This window comes from Roseomonas sp. SRI_022, from assembly GCF_057586215.1.
The window spans coordinates 1-19,473 of record NZ_JBYCZL010000039.1 but is presented as its reverse complement, the minus strand read 5'-3'; the positions used below and the strand labels follow the sequence as shown (position 1 = coordinate 19,473).

At 68.0% G+C, this 19,473-nt stretch carries 13 protein-coding genes; 8 read left to right on the top strand and 5 right to left on the bottom strand.

Annotation, left to right across the window (positions count from 1 at the left end):
* Nucleotides 1-203: 203 nt before the first annotated feature.
* The 4 genes from AC2YHJ_RS25555 to AC2YHJ_RS25540 all read left to right on the top strand — a co-directional run bounded on the left by AC2YHJ_RS25555 (nt 204) and on the right by AC2YHJ_RS25540 (nt 4,551).
* Nucleotides 204-1,175 (top strand): hypothetical protein, encoded by a 972-nt coding sequence (locus AC2YHJ_RS25555; RefSeq protein WP_487399010.1) that lies wholly within the window; start codon nt 204-206, stop codon nt 1,173-1,175.
* A 201-nt stretch (nt 1,176-1,376) separates the two neighbouring features.
* Nucleotides 1,377-1,607 (top strand): helix-turn-helix domain-containing protein, encoded by a 231-nt coding sequence (locus AC2YHJ_RS25550; RefSeq protein WP_487399009.1) that lies wholly within the window; start codon nt 1,377-1,379, stop codon nt 1,605-1,607.
* 143 nt (nt 1,608-1,750) lie between these two features.
* The gene (locus tag AC2YHJ_RS25545; RefSeq protein WP_487399008.1) at nt 1,751-3,460 is read left to right on the top strand and encodes a tyrosine-type recombinase/integrase; all 1,710 of its coding nucleotides are present in this window, start codon (nt 1,751-1,753) and stop codon (nt 3,458-3,460) included.
* Nucleotides 3,457-4,551 carry a tyrosine-type recombinase/integrase gene (locus AC2YHJ_RS25540; protein WP_487399007.1) on the top strand — a complete coding sequence of 365 codons (1,095 nt, stop codon included), beginning with the start codon at nt 3,457-3,459 and terminating at the stop codon, nt 4,549-4,551. Before AC2YHJ_RS25545 ends, AC2YHJ_RS25540 begins: the two co-directional genes overlap by 4 nt.
* A 492-nt stretch (nt 4,552-5,043) precedes the next feature.
* Here AC2YHJ_RS25540 and AC2YHJ_RS25535 read toward each other — a convergent pair whose 3' ends face one another.
* From AC2YHJ_RS25535 to AC2YHJ_RS25520, 4 genes are all read right to left on the bottom strand, one after another.
* Complete coding sequence (locus AC2YHJ_RS25535; RefSeq protein WP_487399006.1) at nt 5,044-8,007, bottom strand: cation-translocating P-type ATPase; 2,964 nt, start codon at nt 8,005-8,007, stop codon at nt 5,044-5,046.
* A 99-nt stretch (nt 8,008-8,106) separates the two neighbouring features.
* Nucleotides 8,107-8,805 carry a CBS domain-containing protein gene (locus tag AC2YHJ_RS25530; protein ID WP_487399005.1) on the bottom strand — a complete coding sequence of 233 codons (699 nt, stop codon included), beginning with the start codon at nt 8,803-8,805 and terminating at the stop codon, nt 8,107-8,109.
* Nucleotides 8,806-9,125: 320 nt separating this feature from the next.
* Nucleotides 9,126-10,718 carry an ABC transporter substrate-binding protein gene (locus AC2YHJ_RS25525; RefSeq protein WP_487399004.1) on the bottom strand — a complete coding sequence of 531 codons (1,593 nt, stop codon included), beginning with the start codon at nt 10,716-10,718 and terminating at the stop codon, nt 9,126-9,128.
* 17 nt (nt 10,719-10,735) lie between these two features.
* Nucleotides 10,736-12,340, bottom strand: a complete 1,605-nt coding sequence (locus AC2YHJ_RS25520; RefSeq protein WP_487399003.1) for a GMC family oxidoreductase — start codon at nt 12,338-12,340, stop codon at nt 10,736-10,738.
* A gap of 1,314 nt (nt 12,341-13,654) precedes the next feature.
* Between AC2YHJ_RS25520 and AC2YHJ_RS25515 the strand changes: the two genes are divergently transcribed.
* The 4 genes from AC2YHJ_RS25515 (at nt 13,655) to AC2YHJ_RS25500 (ending at nt 18,209) form a co-directional block, all read left to right on the top strand.
* Nucleotides 13,655-15,358: a recombinase family protein gene (locus AC2YHJ_RS25515; RefSeq protein WP_487399002.1), complete on the top strand. Its 1,704-nt coding sequence runs from the start codon at nt 13,655-13,657 to the stop codon at nt 15,356-15,358.
* Nucleotides 15,359-15,370: 12 nt separating this feature from the next.
* Complete coding sequence (gene lnt, locus AC2YHJ_RS25510) at nt 15,371-16,894, top strand: apolipoprotein N-acyltransferase (protein ID WP_487399001.1); 1,524 nt, start codon at nt 15,371-15,373, stop codon at nt 16,892-16,894.
* Nucleotides 16,895-17,072: 178 nt separating this feature from the next.
* On the top strand, nt 17,073-17,528 hold the full coding sequence (locus tag AC2YHJ_RS25505) for a helix-turn-helix domain-containing protein (RefSeq protein ID WP_487399000.1): 456 nt from the start codon (nt 17,073-17,075) through the stop codon (nt 17,526-17,528).
* 72 nt (nt 17,529-17,600) lie between these two features.
* Nucleotides 17,601-18,209: a FecR domain-containing protein gene (locus AC2YHJ_RS25500; protein ID WP_487398999.1), complete on the top strand. Its 609-nt coding sequence runs from the start codon at nt 17,601-17,603 to the stop codon at nt 18,207-18,209.
* Between the two features lie 3 nt (nt 18,210-18,212).
* Here AC2YHJ_RS25500 and AC2YHJ_RS25495 read toward each other — a convergent pair.
* Nucleotides 18,213-19,473, bottom strand: a 1,261-nt coding sequence (locus AC2YHJ_RS25495; protein WP_487398998.1) for an adenylate/guanylate cyclase domain-containing protein, incomplete at its 5' end; no start/stop codon positions are given.

Sequence of the window (19,473 nt, the reverse complement as noted above, 5' to 3'; positions counted from 1 at the left end):
CCGTTAGTGCACTCTAGTGCATCTCAATGGCACCAGGCCAAGGGACCGCGTCGGATCGGTTCGCGAGATCGATCGGCACACCGCCAGCGACGACACGCTCATGCGTTCAGTCCTTCCGTGAACGGCGCGGCATGCCCACCGGGGGCGATCCACACAGCGATCATCCTCTTAAAGCCCCCAAAGCCATCATTCAGGAGATCCACATGCAGAGCATGACCCTCAGGACCCGCCTCAATGTCGATTGGCTGACCCTTCGGTTCCTCCTCCATGGAGACGAAGCCGAGCAGGTCCTGTCGGTCCTAATAGGATACGCCCAGGATCCTGAGAGCGCGGGGGCTTATGGAGTCAGTCGAGGAGGTTCGAAGCTCAGCAAGGGCACGCAGGTGGCGCTGCAGTTCTTCGCCGAGAAGTCACGGGAACCCCTGATGTGGTCCGAAACGGCGGCCGTCAGCCTTCGAGCGAAGCGGCCGAAACCTGTTCAGACCATGCTGGTGCTCGACATCCATCCCCCCGGGCTGACGGCCGAAGGCTGGAACTACGTGCGCAAGGGCATCATCGAGATGATCCTGAATCGGGCCCCATGGGAGGTTGCCGACGCCAAGGTGACGCGCATCGACTACGCCTTGGACCTTCACGGCGTCCGGCTTGACGACTTCGCCTGGCCGGTCGCGAGAAAGCATGTCCGAAAGGCGCAGACCGTTCGGCGCAAGCTGGTATCGTTGGGCTCCGGCAAACTGAAGAGTGGCGCCGTCGCGATCTACGATCGCACGGGAAGGGACGGCTACGATCCGATGCAGCCCTGGACCCGGATCGAGGCGCGTATCAAGCCTGGTTGTCGCTTCGCAGACCTGTCGACTGTGCCCAATCCGTTCCAGCAGATAAGCGTGACCGACGTTCGCGCCGCATGGAAGGCTCTCGGCCGGGGCAGCATCGAAGCAACCACAATGCTGTCGCACGCACATCTGTACGGATGCCAGGCCCTCGTCGATCTCTTCCCGAAGAGGGCGCCGACCCTGTCCCGGACCGCCGTCCGTATGGCATTGGCAAGTGCCGTACCGGGATGGTGGAAGCCGGACGAGATGTGGTCGCAGCTGCCGGATCTCTTTTCCGATACGCCCGCTGGCGGTGAACCATCGGCCGAGGAGGACTGCGATCCGTTGCCCGAACCATTCTAGATCTTGCACTTGAGTGCACTATCGAGATGCCTGTCCGGACGGACCGCCGGAGCCGGATGGGCAGCCTCGATCGACCTGCACTGCACCGAGCCAGGGGTAGGTGACTGCGGGCGCAGCGATGCTCCGTCACCCTGCACGCTGAGATCGGCACTGCTGCAGCGCGGACAGAATGGCCCTGGCCTCCGTTCAAGGACCGCGCCCATGCCGAAGACCGTCAATACCACCCCCGCTGTTGCCTTCGCCCACGCGAAGCTGCCGAAGCTCCTGCCGGTCGCGCAGGTCGCACAGCACCTGTCGAGGTCAACGCGAAGCGTCCGCCGCTACATCGCGCAGGGCCTGCTACCCGCGGTCGAGCTGCACGGCCGACTGCTCATTCGACCCGAGGAACTCGCGGCCTTCATCGCGCGACACGAACGTCGGCACGACGACTGAGCGAATGACGGCCGTCGCTGGCGTCGCCTGTCCGCCCTTGGCCAGCCCGGCATCAACACATTCCCCCGGCTCAACAAAGGTAATCCACCCCTCCCTCCTTATGCCTAGCCGCAATGGCCGCACTCGTCCTCAGGAGGACCAGCATGACCAACCTCTCCCCATCGACCGACCGGCGGTCGGCTGCTGAACCCAAGGCTACGCCCGTCGCAGCCATGCCGACCTACGGACAGGTGAAGGATGCCGTCCTGGCAGCGTCAGACCTGACGCCGAAGGTCCGCATGAACCTCCTTCGTGCGGTCGACATCGCGGTCGTCCTGATGGGACGGGCGTCGGTGAATGCCGCCGTCGAGATTCCCGGACTGCAGCGCAAGCTCGAGAAGACCACGCCGGCCATGCTCGGGTTCACGAGCGCGAACTCGTTCTCGGCCTTCCAGTCAAATCTGCGCCGCGCATTTCGGATCGCCGGCGCGACTGTCATGCCTGGGAAATCGCGAACTCCCCTCAACGCAACATGGCGGGCGTTGCGGGAGCGCGCGGAGCAGCTCGACGCCTGGGCGCCGCTCAGCCGGTTCTGCCATTTCTGTTCTGAGCAGGGCATCGCACCCGACGATGTCCGCCCCAGCCACGTTGTGCGCTTCGTCGCCCTGGTGCGGGACACCAGCCTCAAGAGCCGAGCTGACAAGACCGAGCGCCAGGTCACCAAGGCGTGGGCACGGGCTCGAAGCACCGTGCCAGGCTGGCCACAGCAACCCCTGCCCGTACCTGCGCCGCGGCGGGCGGAAGGATGTCCCCCCTGGTCGGCCTATCCTCCCTCCCTCGAGGTCGACGCGCGAGCCTTCGTCGCGCGGGGAGCCGATGACTGGCTGGAAGGAGATGCTGGGCCGCCACTGAAGCCACGGACCAGGTCCAACTATCTGGAAGCGCTGCGTCGCGCTGCCGGGGAACTCGTCGCCTCCGGCATTCCCGCCGCGGAACTGAAGACCCTGGCCGATCTCGTCGCGCCCGATCGCGTGAAGGCCATTCTGTCCAGGGTGGCTGAGCGCACCGGTCGCCGGCAGGGTGGCCATGTCGGCCAGTTGGCCATCATCCTGCGGGTTGCTGCCTCCGGTCACGTCCGGTTGCCGGCCGACCAGCTGGCGCGCCTGGATACGATGGAAAAGGCGACCCGCGCTCCCCGGCAGATGGGCGACCGGACACTGCGCCGCCTGGAGGCCATGACGCCGGAGCGCATCGATGCCTTTATCGCGCTGCCGAGGAAGCTCGACGCCCTGGCGCGCAAGCAGGGCAAGGTTGACATCACCTCGGCCCGCCTGGTCCGAGCGGCGCTGTTCATATCGCTGCTCCTCGAGCTGGCGTCCCGGCAGGGCAACCTCACGGAGCTGCGCCTCGGCAGCGACATCATCGACGATCGCGATGGGCGCGTCTGGGTGATCATCGCGGGGTGCCAGGTCAAGAATGGCGAGGAAATCCGCGCCGAACTCAGTCCTCGCACCGCGGCACTATTCCGTCGCTATGTGAAGGAATATCGACCCGTCCATGCAGGCGCGTCGGACGCTGACTGGCTGTTCTGCCGTGAAGACGGGTCGCACTGGCCGACGGATCGGGCCTACGAGACGGTCACGGACCTCACCGCCAGGCATATCGGGGTCGATCTGAACCCGCATGCCGTTCGTTCGCTCGTCGGCGAGATCCTGGAAGCAGAGCATCCCGGCGCGGTCGGGCTGGTCAAGGATGTGCTCGGGCACAAATCCGTCGCCACGACGGAGACGCACTACCGCCGGCTGAACGTGCAGCGTAGCAGAAGGCTGTATCGCGACGCTCTCGAGCGCCGCGAGGGGAGGCGGCGGTCATGAACGGATCGAACCCCCAAGTCCGGTCCTACCCACGGAGCCTGCGACATGCCGTCTGGCCCGCCCCACTCCGTGATGCCTGGGTTGCGGCCCAACAGCCTGCCGGCTTTCTGGAAGTCGCGGCACCAGCATCGCAGTGGAGCGCCGCCCGACGCCGGCAGGTGGTATTCGACGCCGGGCGGTTCTTGAACTGGCTCCGGATGCAGGGCGTGGCGATCGATTCGCCCGCTGCATTGGCGGATGCAGCCACTCCCGCCTCCCTCACGGCCTTTGCTTCGGCGGAAGGGAAGCGCCTGCGGTATTCGAGCCTCGCCACCGCGCTTGGCAACGTTGTCGGGTTCGTCAGGAGCTTGTGCCCTGGCTGGGATGCGACTGAGGCCTACCGGATCGTCGACCGGATCAAGGCCCATGCTCGGCGGGAACCGCGGATGCCGCGGCGCATCGCCGATCCGGTGGTCCTCTACGAGGCCGGCCTCGCCAGGATGGACCGGTGCCTGAACGAGGCGCGGGAGGTTGTGAATCCCGAGGGCTGGCAGTCCGGCCTGATGGTGGCGCTGTGTGCGGCGACACCAGTACGGATCAAGAATCTCGCGGCAATTGTCCTCGGCGAGCATCTCTGCCGCGACCCCGAAAGCGGCGCATGGTGGTTGCGCCTGGCGTCCGATGAAACCAAGACGCAGCAGTCGGATGATTGGCAGGTCCCCGAAACCCTAGCGCTTTATCTCGATCACCATGTCGCGCATGTCCGCCCCATCTTGCTGGCACGAGGTCGCCACAACGCCGATCACGGCGGCCTTTGGATCGGGGCCTTTGGACAACCTTTGGAGCGCCAGGGCGTCCGCGCCCGGATCAAAGCCGTCACGGCCGAGGTGCTGGGAAAGCCGATCACGCCGCACAGCTTCCGACATTCGGCCGCGACCGGTTTTGCGCTCCGGCATCCGGATCGGCCGCGCGACACCGCGGCGCTGCTCGGCCATGCCGGCGCGCAGACGACCGAGAAGCACTACCTCATGGCAAGCCGGCAACTGGCACTCAGGAGGCTACGCGAGGTGCTGGAAAAGCGCCTGGCTGCCGCAGGGGGATCGGTCAGGTAGGTGTCGGGCAGTTCGTGCACTCGAGTGCAACGCCGATAGCGCCCGGCCCACTCCATCGGCGACGACGCGCTCGTCATCGCCGAAGCGGGACGCCAAAGATTGTGATTTCACCTTACGGTGCTCGGGCGCAAGGGGACCCAACCGACCGACGGCGACTGTCATGATCGGCCCGGCCGCCCATAGGGGCGGCGGTGAACGCTTCATGCCCATCGTGGTCTTACAGCGGTCGCGGCTACCACTTCGAATATCCCCCCAGGAGGCATCCATCCCGATCCGTGTCGGTTGCCACAACCAGCGACCGACATGATCGTCACGAGAACTGGCAGGATCTGGCCGTAAGCGGTCCGGCCGCTTTCCGTGTGATATCGGCGGGTAGCCGACATCCGGTCATGACGCAGTCGCTGGCCAATGACGACGTTGCCTGACGTCGCCCCAGCAGATTAGGCATTGCTTGGCCGTCCTCCCAGGCGCTGACCTTTTTGATGTATGGCCTCACGCCTCTGCGCCTGCTCCCAAGCGACGTCCCGCAACCTTCACGATTTCGGATCCCAGCAACAGGATCCCGCCGATGATGGTCACGAGCATCCAATCGCCGAATGACAGCGGGACCGTATGGAACGCCTCCTGGAGCATCGGCACATAGATGACGAGCACGTGCGCGAGCACCGCCGTCGCCACAGCGGCAAGCAGCCACCCATTTTCGAAGAAGCCGGAAAAGGCGCTTCGCCAGGCCGAGCGCGAGATGTAGACGTTGTACATCTGGAACATCATGAGCGTCGTGAAGGCCATCGTCCGGGCATGGGCCTGATCGGCGGCGTTTGGTTCGCTGCCCTGGGCGAAGAGCGTGAACAATCCGCCGGGGTAGTAGGCGTCGAGCACTGCGATCGTGCCAACCATCATCACCAGGCCGATCACGCCGATACGCACCCAGTCCTCGCTCGTGAGAACGCCACCGCCGTGCCGACGCGGCCTGCGTTCCATTACGTCGGGATCCTTCGGGTCGACCCCGAGTGCCAGCGCGGGCGGTCCATCCGTGATCAGGTTGATCCAGAGCAGCTGGCCCGCTAGCAACGGCAGGAACAGCCCCGGCTCTGGCGGAACGAGCCCGAGCGCGCCGGCGAACATCACGCCGACGAACATCGTCAGCAATTCGCCAGCGTTCGACGACAGGAGATAAATCAGGTACTTCCGGATGTTATCGAAGATGCCTCGTCCTTCCTCGATCGCCTTCACGATGCTGGCAAAATTGTCGTCCGTTAGCACCATGTCGGCCGCCTCCTTCGACACGTCGGTGCCAGTGATTCCCATTGCGACACCGATGTCGGCGGTCTTAAGCGCGGGCGCGTCGTTGATCCCGTCGCCGGTCATCGCAACGATGTGCCCCTGACGCTGAAGAGCCTCCACGATCCGCAGCTTATGTTCGGGATCGACGCGGGCGAAGACACGGACCTCGTCGAGTTGTGCCTCCAGTTCCGTCTCACTCATGGTGCGCAGGTCAGCTCCGGTTAGCAGCCGCGCCCCAGGTTCGAGGATGTCCAGTTCTCGGGCGACCGCCGCGGCCGTCGCCGGATGGTCACCGGTGATCATCACGGTCCGGACGTGGGCGTGCCTGGCCGTCGCGACTGCGGCTTTCGCCTCGGGCCGGGGCGGATCCATCATGCCCACGACACCGAGCAGGACGAGGTTCTCCTCGATATCGTCCAACAGTTCGAAGTCGACCTGCGCGCTACCTCCCGCGTCGAGGCCAAGGACACTCGCCGACAGGCTGCGTGACGCGACCGCGAGGGTGCGCAGTGCCTGAGCCGCGAGTTCCTCATTGCGGTGTGCGAATGCGGTGCGCACGGCGTCATCCAGCGGTACGACAGCGCCATCCGCGAGCATCGATCTGCAGCGCGCCAGGATGATCTCCGGTGCGCCCTTCACAAAGATCAGTACCTCATTGGGATTCTCGCGATCGCGATGCACCGTCGTATGGAGCTTGCGCTCTGACGTAAAAGAAATCTCGGCGACCCGCGGCCAGCGCGCGAGGTCCGCTTCCTGGATGCCGAACTTACGCGCCGCAACGACCAGGGCGCCTTCGGTCGGATCGCCGCGAACGCGCCACTGGCCGTCTCGCAACATCAGGCCAGAGTCATTCGCAAGCGCCGCGGCGCGCAGCACCTGGCCGACCGCAGCGTGTTCCGAGGGCATCTCCTCGAGCGGGGCACCGCCCACCGCAAACGAGCCTTCCGGCAGGTAGCCGCTGCCGCCGACGCTGACTGTCGCGCCTGTGGTCAGAATGGCCCTGACGGTCATCTCATTGCGGGTCAGCGTGCCGGTCTTGTCGGAGCAGATCACCGTCGTGCACCCGAGTGTCTCCACCGCAGGCAGCTTGCGCACGATGGCGTTGTTTGCCGCCATCCGGCGAACACCCAGGCTGAGGCCCACGGTCACGATGGCCGGCAATGCCTCTGGGATCGCGGCGACGGCCAGCGCCACAGCGAACAGAAACATGCCGAGGATCGTGTGCAGCGTAATTGCTGCGCTGGTCAGGAGTCCGGTGGCAAAAACGACGGCGCAGATCGCCAGCATGACGACGGTCAGTCGGCGTCCGGTGCTGTCGAGTTCCTGCTGGAGCGGCGTCGGGTCGCGCCGGGCGCTCTCGATCATTGCGGCGATGCGGCCGACTTCGGTCTGCATCCCCGTCGCGACAACGACGGCGCGACCGCGCCCTGCCGTCGCGACAGTGCCGGCAAACAGCATGTTTCTCCGGTCGCCGATGCCGGTGTCGGCCTCGATGCGTCGCGTATCCTTGGCCACGGGCAGGCTCTCGCCGGTCAGCGAAGCCTCGTCGGTGCGTAGGTTCGCTGCCTCGAGGAGGCGGGCATCGGCCGGGACCTTGTCACCGGCCTCCACGAGCAGGATATCGCCGGGGACGATGTCCTCGGTGGCGATGCTCTCGTGTTCGGCGCCGCGTATGACCGTCGCCTCCGGCGTGGCGAGCGCCATCAGCGCGCGGACGGATTTCTCCGCCCGTGCCTCGTGCACGAAGCCAAGCACAGCATTGAGCAGGACGATTGCCAGGATGACGATCGCCTCGTAGGGCAAGGCGCTCTCGCGCGGATCCTGGAGCAACCATTCGGCGGCGGAGATGACCGTGGCGACAAGCAAGATGATGACGAGGAAGTTCTGGAACTGCTCAAGCAACCGGCGCCACCAGGCAGTCTCCGGCGCGGCCTTGAGGCGATTGGGACCGTGGCGTTCAAGGCGTCGGCGCGCCTCCTCAGAGTCCAGTCCATTTCCTATGCTCGAGCCCAGGGCTGCGACCACCGCTTCGGCCTCGGCGGCGTGTGGAGCGGTCGTGGCATGCTCGCCCCCGGCATCCTGTAGATCCGGCTGCCGCGTATGTGTACCGGTAGGGGCTTCGAGCGCTGCATGACCCACCTGGGTCCGCACGGATACAGGTTGCTCTGCCATGGTGCCCTCATCTGCGCCAGAGGGTCGGCCGGATGGCCGGCAGCCTCGGCGGTGGCTGCGGATGCATGGACTTTGCTGCGGCGCCGCATGCGGCGCAGGTCAGGAAACGCCGATCCAATGTCGAGGGAGGCGCTGGGTAGCAAAGACGATGTCGCGGACGCCCGGCACCTCTTCGGCCAAAGCGCGCAACCCACGCTCCACATGCTCATTGAGCACGAGCCCGCTGAACGTCACGACGCCGTCCTTCACGTCCACGAAAGTGAAATGGGTGTCCGCCCAGGGTTGGGCTCGCATCGCTCGGCGCACTTCGCTGCGGACAATGTTATCCGGAGCCTGGCTGTCCTGGTGATGGGGAAGTTGCAGCGCTGCGCGGACAAGGTGTGCGCGGGTAATCAGGCCGACCAGCCTACCGTCCTCAAGCACCGGCATATGGCGAATGCGACGTTCCTCCATGAGACGCGCAACATGTTCGACGGAGGTGTCTCTCGTCGCGGTGACCAGGTCCGCCGCCAGAGTCATGACGTCGGCAGCGATCTGGCCGTGCGTACGGGCGAAATCATCCGCCTGTCGGCTCATGGAGTGCAGGAGGCCCCAGAGATAGCCGTGGTGGGCCTGCTCGGTTGCCACAAGGCGATGAAGGAGGTCGCTCTCCGTCACGATCCCGAGAAGGCGGTCGGCCCCGTTTACAACGGGTAGTCCGGTCACGCCGCTTTCGACCATCGTTTCCGCCACCACATGGAGTGGCGCATTGGGAGCAATGGTGACGGCTTTCGCCGTCATGACGTCGCACGCGCGCATGTTTGCCTCCCGGGCGCGGCGCTCCCTGTCGTCATGAGCAAATCCGGGCGGCTGATGTTGTTGGGCAGGTAACGCCTCGCGATACCGCCGAAGGCGGTTTCGCGATGGGCATTCACCTGACGGTCCCAGCCGAGCCGCGACATCTCCGTGACGCGGGTCCTGCCGCAGGTAAACGGCAGCGGTGATTCGGCGGTTCAGCCATGCGAAAGTCAACGGAAATCGGTCACGACCTGGTCGCGCTTCGCGGGACCAACCGCGATACCCTGCGTCTTTCGGCGCAGCCTGGACGGGGCCGAGGGTACCTCGGCCCCGCGGCGTCATCAGCGACCAGTGCGCCGGATGTTCCAGAACACCGGGATCCCCGAGGGGATCACGCCTTCGAGGTTGCGGCGATAGGCGATGGGCTGGGTGAACTGCCCCCAGACCACCGCCGGTACGATCTCGAAGGCGATGCGCTGGATGTCGGCCGCGATCGCGCGGCGTTCCTCCTGCGTTGCCGCCTGGGCGAAACGCTCGAGCAGGGGGTTCAGGCGCTCATCGCAATGCCAGCCGGGGAAGTCCTGGCAATTGGTGCCGATGTAGAAATGCGTGAGCGGGGAGGAGAGGTCGAAGCCCTGAGCATGCACGCCGAACAGCGACCAGGACGCATCGCGACGGGCGCGGCGCGCCACCACGGTGCCCCAGTCCGTTGCCTGCAACTCGACATTGAAGCCGACCTCGCGCAGTCGGGCGGCGACGACCTCGCTGCCGATGCGCGGGGCGTCGATGTCGGTCGCCTGCATGATGATCACGGGCTCGCCGCGGTAGTTGGTCTGGCGCAGGGCTTCCCGCGCGCGAGCGACGTCGGGGTGCGCGGCGATCTCGCTGCCCGCGGTCGTCTCCAGCGCACCGCCGCACATCCAGAAGGAGAGGCACTGCGGCAGCGACAGGTCACCGGTCGCGCCGAGCGCCGTCGGCCCCTGGGACTGGTCCACCGCCATCATCAGCACGCGGCGCACCGCCGGATCGGTGAAGGGGCCGGCCGCCGAGTTCACGCGCACGAAGCCCTGCCACATCGACGGGCCGGCGAGGGGAACCACGGCCACGTTGCGGTTTCGCTGCAACACCGGCAGCAGGTCGAAGGCCGGCATCTCGATGAAGTCCACCTCGCCGGTGGTCAGCGCATTCGCAGCGGTCGCCGCGTCGGGGATGACGCGCCAGGTGACGCGGTCGACGTGCACGCGCTTGCCGCCGGCCAGGAAGTCCGCCGGTTCCTCGCGCGGGCGGTAGTCGCGGTAGCGGTCGAAGACCTGGCTCGCGCCCGAGACCGAGAGGTCGCGCCGGAACACGAAGGGACCGGAGCCGATGAGTTCGCTGTTCTGCTCCGTGCGCGGCCGCTGCGCGAGGCGCTCCGGCATGATCACCGGCACCAGGGAGGACGGCTTGCCGAGCGCATCCAGCACCAGCCCGAAGGGCCGGTTGAGCACGATGCGGAAGGTGCGCGCATCGACGACGTCCATCGACGCCGTCGCCGCCATCAGGTGCCGCCCGAGGCCGTCGCCCGGACCCCAGCGACGCAGGCTGGCGACCACGTCGGCGGAGGTGACGGGCTGGCCGTCATGGAACTTCAGGCCCTCGCGCAGGGTGAAGGTCCAGGTCATCCGGTCGTCGGAGACGGTGTGGCTTTCCACCATCTGCGGGCGGATGTTGCCCTGGCTGTCCATCGCGAACAGCGTGTCCCACACCATGTAGGCGAAGTTGCGCGTGATGTAGACCGTGGAGACATGGGGATCCATGATCCGCACGTCGGCCTGCATCACGGCGGTGATCTGGCTGGCGGGCTGCTGGCCGGCCGGGACCTGCGCCATCGCTCCCGCGAAGGGCGTCGCGATCGCCGCGGCGAGTGCCGCACGGCGAGTCCATGTTGCGAACATTGTCGGGTTTCCTTCCGTCATGGTTCGTGAGCGATGAGGTCCGCCGCCTTCTCGCCGATCATCAGCGCGGTGGCGTTGGTGTTCCCCGCGATGTGGCGCGGGAAGATGGATATGTCGGCGACACGCAGCGCCTCGGCGCCGTTCACGCGAAGGTCCGGCGCCACTACGGCGCGCGCGTCGGTGCCCATCCGGCAGGTGCCCGCGGGGTGGTAGAAGGGGCGCGCGGTCGCGCGAAGGAACGCGATGTCCGCCTCCCGCCCGGCATCGGCCGGCGGCACGAGAAGCAACTCCTTCACCTTGGTCCCGAAGGGCGGGGTCGTCGCCATGCGCCGCACCCAGTCGAGGCCGCGCAGCAGCGTCTCGACATCCTCCGCGTCGTCCAGGAGGCGCGGATGGATGGCGATGGGCGCCGCGGGGTCGGCCGAACGCAGCGCGAGCCGCCCGCGGGATCGCGGATGGTTCACGTTCACGAGGATCGTCGCCAGGTTCCGCTTCGGGATGATGCGCTTGCCGTTCTGCAGCGTGGACCCGTAGGGAAACAGGTGGAACTGCAGGTCCGGTTCCGCCGCTCCCGCGTGGCTGCGCAGGAAGGCGAGCACCTGCGCCGTCGGGATGCCGAAGGGGGAGGGACGCCCCGCCGCCCAGCGCAGGAATTGCCACGCGGCGCGCAGCGGCTCGGCCTCGGCGTTCACCGTCGGCACCGTCATTTCCGCCTGCACGTAGAGGCCGGGGTGCTCCATCAGGTTGAGGCCGACCTCGGGGCTTTCGACCACCGTGGCGATTCCGTGCGGGGCCAATTCCGCAGCGTTGCCGACGCCTGACAACATCAGCAGGTGCGGCGAATTGATCGCGCCCGCGGTCAGGATGACCTCCCGTCGCGCGCGGATCGCCAGCGCACCGCCGTCGCGCCGCGTGGCGATGCCGGTGGCGCGCCGGCCTTCGAAGGTCACGCGTTCCACCAGCACGCCGTCGAGCACGCGCAGGTTGGGCCGCGCGAGATTGGGCCGGATGAAGGCGTCGTAGGCCGAATGGCGCAGCCCGTTGCGCGTCGAGCCCTGGTTCCAGGCGATGCCCTCGTGCGAGGCGCCGTTCAGGTCGTCATTCGCCGGGATGCCGGCGGCGATGCCGCTGGCGATGAAGTCGGCCGAGACGGGATGGCGCCAGCCCAGCGCCGAGACGCGCTGCGGCCCCAGCCCGCCGCGCGTGGCGTTGTCCGGCGCATCGGCGGTTTCCAGCCGGCGGAACAGCGGCAGCACGTCCTGCCACCCCCAGCCCTCACAGCCGAGCGCGTTCCATGCGTCGTAATCGGCCGCCGCGCCGCGGATGAAGATCATGCCGTTGATGGCCGAGGATCCACCCGGCACCTTGCCGCGCGGCCAATCCTCGAAAAGGCCCTTGCGCGTGGGATCGGGTTCGGAGCGATAGGCCCAGTCGTAGCGCGGGTTCCCGATGGTGCGCATCAGCGCGGCGGGCAGGCGCGTCAGGCCGATGCGCTCGCGCCGGCCGGCCTCGACCAGCACCACGGAAACGCCCGGCCGCTCGCTCAGGCGCGCCGCCAGCACGCAACCGGCGCTGCCGGCGCCGACGACGACGTAGTCGGCCTCGATGATTTCATGCGACATGCGTTGCCTGCCGCGCGGCCATTTCGGATCGAAAGCGGATCGTGTGGGTAGTCAGGGCCAATCGCTCCTTTTGGGGGCGCGGAACTTGGCACGCCGGGCCACCGCTGCGAAGATTGGGTGCGGGAGAAGTCATACTCGACACCATGATGGCGCTGCCGCTCGCGACGGCTGCAGGCAGCGTGCTCTTCGCGAAGAATAGCGACCGCTAGAGGAACGAGGCCCAGCCGGTTGATTGGCTACCCGCGCGCGCGGCACGCGCCTGGCGAGAGGCTCCGCTGCACCTATGTCGCGATCCCGCAGGGGACGGAGACGCATGCCGTGCTGCTGCGCCGCCCCTTCTGGTGCTAGGGCGCGCAGATCGACGGCAATGAGCACGGCGTGTTCATCGGCAACGAAGCGGTCTTCGCCACCTGAATGAGCACCAATACGACAATGGTTTCCTCGTCGCCGACCATCGCGAGGCCTTCGCCGTCGAGACCATCGGGCGGCCCTGGGCCGTCAGCCGCGGCCGCCTGCCCTGCGACCGCGCGACAATCTTGCTCGGACGCGCTGGCTCCGTCGATCGTGCCTGCGCGCCCTGAGCTCGTGCTTTTGTCTGGCACCCAGCTTGGGCGCGCCGGCCATCCGGCACCTCACGCGGAGTTCAAATGTTTCCGAGAAGGGCGACGGCAAGGATCACGAGTAGGACGACTAAGGATCCGAGGCTTGTGGCTTGAGCTGCTGCTCACTGCCGGTCGAGCACTGTGACTGCGACTTCGTCTCCGCGGCGCAGTCACGTTGCGAAGGCCATCATGGAGGGGCGAGGAGTTCGAAAGCCGGGTGCCGGCTGCGATCAGTACTTCACCGCAGCGCCTGGCAAGTCCGACGCATTGTGGCCGCTGTGTCCGCTTTGGGAGGCGGCGACCAACCCCCTAAGCGTCCGAGATGGGCGCGAAGCTGACGTCCGCCACATGGCACAGGGCACCTGAAGCCCGTCGACCGCCGCCGCCCAGCGTGAGCTGCGTGCCTGCACGTGGTGCACGAATGCGGGCTGGTCCATGGCGTGTACCGCGACCGGGAACGGTGTCATTTTTCCATTGCCCGGCGTGGCAATTGTCCTGTCGCCATGCGCGACATCCCTCGTTCCGCGTCATCCCTGCCGCCGACCGACCGATCGGCCGATGACGCTGGGGCGCCTCTCGACGACCGCCTGCTCGCCCTCATGCGCGCCCTGGCCCGTCACGCGGCGATGGAGATCTGGACAGCGCAGGGCACGACCAGCAACACTCCGGGAACAGCCAAGGAGGGCTCCCCCGCCACTGGGAAGGATGCCCCATGTCCCTGCGCTGCGCCCTCTATGCCCGCTACTCCTCCGACCTCCAGAACAAGGCTTCCATCGAGGACCAGTTCCGTCTCTGCGCCGCGCGTGCCGACCGTGAGGGATGGACGGTAGTCAGCTCCTTCCACGACGCCGCCATCTCCGGCGCCACGACGTTGCGGCCAGGCTATCAGGCCCTGCTCGAGGCCATGCGGACCGCGAAGGTGGATGTCGTCCTCGCCGAAAGCCTCGATCGCTTCTCCCGGGACCTCGAACACATCGCTGCTTTCCATAAGCAGGCCGTGTTCGCCCGCGTTCGCCTCATCACTCTCGCCGAGGGCGAAGTCTCCGAGCTCCACGTCGGCCTCAAGGGCACCATGGGCGCCGTTTACCTCAAGGACCTCGCCGACAAGACCCGTCGCGGCCTCGCCGGACGCGTGCGACAGGGCCGCTCAGTCGGCCGCGTGCCTTACGGCTACCGTGCGATCCGCGGCCGCCTGGGTCCGGATGGCGAGCCGGAGCGGGGGCTGCGGGAGATCCATCCTGTCGAAGCAAATGTCATCCGCCGCATCTTTCGCGAGTACATCGGGGGCCTGAGCCCTATGGTGATCGCCCGCACCCTGAATGCCGAGGGCGTGCCCGGGCCCAATGGTGGGTTGTGGTACGATGCCACGATCCGCGGCAGAGCCCGCCGGGGCGACGGGATGCTGCGGGCCGCCATCTATGTCGGCCGGCTTGTCTGGAATCGGCGCCGCACCCATAAGCACCCCGATACCGGTCGGGCGCACCGCCGACCGAACGATCCGGAGGACATCGTCATCCAGGACGTGCCGGAGTACCGCATCGTCGATCCCGAGACATGGGACGCAGCGCAGGCGCGCCTTGCCAGGGATGCCGCTCCAATGGCCCCGACGGGGCGGGCACGGTTCTGGGATACCCGGCGCCCGCACTACCTCCTGACCGGCAAGGTGGTTTGCGGATGTTGCGGCGCACTCTTTACACCGGTCGGCAAGGACTACCTCGCCTGCCGCGCCCGCAGGACAGCCGGGTGCCGCAACACCACCCGGGTTCGGCGCGGCCCGCTGGAGACACGCGTGCTCGAGGCGCTGGGCAGCCGGCTGATGGATCCGGAACTCGCGGAGGTCTTCGTCCGGGAGTTCACGCGGGAATGGAACCGGCTCGCCGTCGAGGAGGCCGGCGCGCGAACCGGTCAGCGCACCGAACTGGCGGCGGTCGAGCGCAAGATCGCCAACCTTGTCGAGGCCCTGGCTGACGGCGTGGCGAGCGGCGGCGCGGTCTCAACCAAGGTCGCCGAACTCGAGCGCCGCGCGGACGTCCTGCGGGCTGCAGTGGCAGCGGCGCCACCCGACCGGCCCCGGCTGCACCCCGGGCTTGCCGAGGTCTACCGCGATCGGGTGGCCCGGATCCGTGATGCGGTGGCCGGAGATGAAAGCGCCGAGGCTCTCGAGGCGGCCCGGGCGCTGATCGACAAGGTGATCGTTTCCGGGCCACCAGATGGAGGCGGACCGCCTGGCATCGAGTTGGTCGGCGATCTTCCGGAAATGCTGAAGGCAGCCGGGGCGCTGCCCGTCCAGCCCGACAGCCAAGATAGAATGGTGGGCCATCTACGCGCGCCTATCAGTTCGGCAAAAGGGGATCAGGGAGGGCTCTGCCCTCCCGACAAGCGCCCCACCCCATCCTCTCCACCCTCTGCCAACTAGGACTGCTGCTGCATGTGGGATCGTTTGCTGGGTCATCTCGCTGCGCGGCGGGGGTGGCGGTTGTGGGTCACGGCGGTGGGGTTGGGGGCTTTGGCGGCCTTGGCCTTGCCGCCGGTGCACGCGGTGCCGGTGTTGTTGTTGGCGGTGCCTGGCCTGTTGGCGATGGTGGGGGCGGCGCCGAACTGGAAGCGCGCCTTCATGGTCGGCTTTGCCTGGGGCTGGGGGTTCTTCGCGGCGGGGCTGTACTGGATCACGCATGCGATCCTGACGGATGTCGCGAATTTCTGGTGGCTGGTGCCGATCGCGGTGCCGGCGCTGGCACTGCCGCTCGCGGCCTTCGTGGCAGGGCCGGCGGCCTTGGCCTGGCGGGTTCGGGCGGGCTGGCCGCGGGTGCTGGTTTTCGCCGGCACATGGGTGCTGTTCGAATTGCTGCGCGGCTGGGCGTTCACCGGCTTCCCGTGGAACCTGATGGGCACGGTCTGGGCCTTCGGCGCCTTGCCGGTGCAGGCGGCGGCCTGGTTGGGGGTGCATGGGTTGTCGCTGGCGACGGTGATCATCGCCGCGACGCCGCTGCTCGGGCGCCGGGCGATGCTGGGCGGGGTGGCCGCGCTGGCCGGCTTTGCCCTGTTCGGACTGGTGCGGCTGTGGCCGGCGGAACCGCCGCCGCGCCCAGTGGGGCTGCTGATCGTGCAGGGCAATGTCGCGCAGGAGGTGAAGTGGCGGGAGGAGCAGCGCATCCCGATCCTGCGCCGCTACGTCGAAGCCACGCGCGACGCGGCACTGGCCGCCCTGCGGGACCTGCCCGAGGACCAGACGCTGGTGGTGATCTGGCCCGAAACCGCGGTGCCCTTCCTCGTCGCCAATGATCGCGATGTGCGGCAGCTCATAGCCGGGGCCCTGCCGCAGCGGGCCATCCTGTTGACCGGATCGGTCCGGGCGGAGTTCGGGCCGGATGGGCGGCCACGACGGGTCTTCAACAGCCTGGTGGCGGTCGACCCGGCCGGGGAGGTGCGTGGGGTGGCGGACAAGAACCACCTCGTCCCCTTCGGGGAATACATGCCGTTGTCTGGATTGCTGCCGATCCGGCTGGTGCAGGGCGGGATGGATTTTACACCTGGGGAGTCCCTGCAACCGATACGCGTGGATCAGGTGCCGGCTTTTGGGACTCTTGTATGTTACGAGGTCATTTTTCCCGCGCAGGTTGTGCCTCGGGACCGCCCGGATTGGCTGGTGAACGTCACGAACGATGCGTGGTTCGGCATTTCGGCCGGCCCCTGGCAGCATTTGGCGGCGGCGCGGCTGCGCGCGGTGGAGGAAGGATTGCCGCTTGCGCGCGCCGCGCAAACCGGGATTTCCGCCGTGTTCGACGCGCGGGGCAGAGAGGTTGCGCGAACCGGCCTCGGTGAGGCCGGGCTGCTCATGGCGCCGTTGCCCGCGCCGCGGGAACCGACCCCATTCGCGCGCTTTGGCTTGCTGATTGCGACGATTCTCGCGGCGGGCGTATGCTCGCTGGGGTGGTGGAAAGGACGCACATAGGTCAGCAATACGTTCACAACGCGACAGTTTCGCCCAATTGATGCGTCTCAATTATTGAGAATAAGAAAAAGAGTTGACAGAAAGTGAAGGGCGGCCTACTGCTGCGACAGGGCGGGGCTGCATTCGCCGCAATCGCGGCGGGAGAAGGTTCATGATTGGCGCAGCAGCGGAGGTGCGAATGTCGAACAATGAGACGGTGGAGCGGGTCGAACGCGAACATCGCGCGAGCCCGATCGACGTCCATGTCGGCACGCGTGTGCGGCTGCGCCGCACCCTTCTTGGCATGAGTCAGGAGAAGCTCGGCGAGGCGCTCGGGCTGACGTTCCAGCAGATTCAGAAATATGAACGCGGCGTGAATCGCATTGGCGCGAGCCGCCTGTTCGATCTCGCGCGCGTGCTCGACGTGCCGATCGGCTTCTTCTTCGACGACATGTCGCCCGAGCTCGGCGGCAACACCGCCACCCGCTCGCGCGCGGCGGCCTTCGGCTTCGCCGAGGGCCAGGAAGGCTTCGAGGACGACACGCTGCATCGCCGCGAAACGCTCGAACTGGTGCGCGCCTATTACCGCATCACCGATGCTTCGGTGCGTAAGCGCGTCTTCGATCTGATCAAGACGCTCTCCCCGACCGACTAACTGCGCCGAGCCTTTGTGTCGCATCGCGGGCTGGGGCGTTCCCCCGGCCCGCGGTGTTGCTATGCTGGGCTCATGACGATCCTGCGTCGGTCGCTGCTCGTCGCCTCTGCCGGAATGGCCGCGCCGGCCCTCGCGCAGGCGCGCACGCGCGTCGGTCAGGTGGCCGCCGCGACAGGCCAGGCGCTGGCGCAGTTCGGCCCCGCGCCTGCGCGTCCGCTCGCGCCGCCCGACCCCGTGCTGATGCTCGACACGCTGTCCACCGGGCCGGCGGCGCGCCTCGCTTGCAGCCTGACCGGCGGCATCCAGCTTCGCCTCGGCGAGAACGCGCTGCTGACGATCGATGAGGCAGTGCTGGGGCGACCGCGCAGCGGCCTCGTGCTGCGCGCGCAGGGCGGGCCGCTGCTGATCGAACGCGAGCCCGTTCCCGGCCAGCCGCCCCTGTCCGTCACCCTGCCCTGGGCGCGCATCGGCGTGCGAGGCACGCGCTTCTTCGCCGGCCCGATCGATGGGGTGAATGCGGTCTTCGTCGCCCGCGGCCGCGTGGCGGTGGAGGCCGGAACCGGCAGCGTCACGCTCGATGCCGGCGATGGCGTGGACATCCCGCCCGGCGGTGGCGAACCGGGTCCCGTGCGTCGCTGGGGTGAGGCGCGCATCGCGCGCGCGATCGCTTCCGTCTCCTGAACCTCAGCCCAGCGGCCGCACCTCGTGCTCGCCCTCGAAGCCGCGCAGCGCGAAGCGGCCGAGCGGTGGCGGCAGCGACGGATCCTCGATGCCCGTCACCAGCGCCCTGCGGCCAAGCTGCTTGCCGAGTTCCTGCAGCCGCGCCGCGATGTTCGCGGCATCGCCGCAGACCGACCAGGTCAGGCGCGACCCACCGAGTTCGCCCGCCAGCACCTCGCCAGCCGCGACGCCGATGCGCGTCGCGCCGAAGCCCAACGCGACAGCTTCGGGACGTGCGCGGAACACTTCGACGAAACCATCGATCGCGCGCGCCGCGGCGAGGGCGCGGGCCGCGTGATCAGGCTGCGCCACCGGTGCGCCGAACACCGCGAGGACGGAATCGCCGATCAGTCGTTCGAGCGTGCCGCCCTCGGCGACGACACAGGCCTCGATCCCGGCGAGATACGCGTTCAGCACCGCGACCAGCGCCTCGGGATTCGCCCGGCGCACCATGGCGGAGAAATCCGCGAGGTCGGTGATGATGATGGCCACGGCCCGGCGTTCGGGACGCAGCCTCTCGGCCTCGGGCATGGCCAGCAGCCGTTCCGCCACCCCCGCCGGCACGCGGCTGGCGAAGCGGGCCAACAGGCGTGCCCGGTCCCGCGCCAGCCGCCGCGCTTCCGCCACGCCCTGCACCAGGCCGCCGGCCAGCGCCCCGGCCGCTGGCAGCAGCGGATCAGCGAGCCACGGGCCGGCCTGCAGCGCCGCCGCTGCCAGCGCCGGGCCGACGACCATGAGGCCCAGCATCACCACCAGCCCCGGCACCGCCCGCCGCGCCATCGCCCCGGCCGCCAGCAGCCCGAAGCCGAACGCAAGCGCCGCTTCAGCGAAGCGCGCCCAGCCGGGCCGAAGCGGCACCCAGCCCTGCGCCAGCTGCCCGGCGGCTTCCGCCTGCAACCGCAGGGAGGGCGTGAAGTCGCCGAACACCGAGGGGCGGAGCGATGCGACCTCCGGCACCGTCACCCCGATCACCGCGACGCGCCCGCCGAGATCCGGCAGGTTGCCGGCCAGCACGCGGGAGGCACCGATCGCGGCCGGTGGGGCGCGTCCCGGATGCAGCCGCAGCATCCCATCGCGCGGCAGCGGCAGCGCCACCCCCGCCAGCACCATGCCCGGCGGCGATCCTGCGGTCAGGAGCAAGGTCGCCGTGCCGGTCGCGCGCAGCACCGCGGCCAGGGCCAGGCTTGGCGCCGGCAGGTCGGGCGCGGCCTCCAGCCGGACCAGC